General features: G+C 41.9%; 1 pseudogene. It reads left to right on the forward strand.

Features of this window, described 5'->3' with window-relative positions:
• Nucleotides 1-627, forward strand: a pseudogene (locus tag HMPREF2655_RS02380) (agglutinin receptor); the annotation flags it as partial.

Genomic DNA, 627 nt, shown 5'->3' on the forward strand with positions numbered 1-627 from the left:
AACTCCACCGGTAAAAACTCCAGATCAACCAGAGCCCTCAAAACCAGAAGAGCCAAATTATGATCCATTGCCAACTCCGCCGGTAGCACCAACTCCTAAGCAGTTGCCAACACCACCAGCGGTGCCAACAGTTCACTTCCATTACAATCGTCTATTTGCACAACCTCAGATTAATAAAGAAATTAAAAATGAGGATGGAGTAGATATCGATCGTACTCTCGTTGCTAAGCAGTCTGTAGTGAAGTTTGAGTTGAAAACAGAAGCGTTGACAGCTGGTCGTCCAAAAACAACTTCATTTGTATTGGTAGATCCACTTCCAACTGGCTATCAGTTTGATTTGGAAGCAACCAAGGCTGCAAGCAAAGGTTTTGAAACAAGCTATGACAAAGCTAGTCACACTGTAACCTTTAAGGCTACTGAGGAGACCTTAGCTGCTTTCAATGCAGATTTGACAAAATCCTTTGAGACTCTATATCCAACTGTTGTTGGTCGTGTCTTGAATGATGGGGCAACTTATACAAATAACTTTACATTGACAGTCAACGACGCCTACGGTGTTAAGTCAAACATTGTTCGTGTAACGACTCCAGGTAAACCAAATGATCCTGACAATCCAAATAACAACTA

Source organism: Streptococcus sp. HMSC066F01 (genome assembly GCF_001837335.1).
Classification (GTDB): Bacteria; Bacillota; Bacilli; order Lactobacillales; family Streptococcaceae; genus Streptococcus; species Streptococcus oralis_S.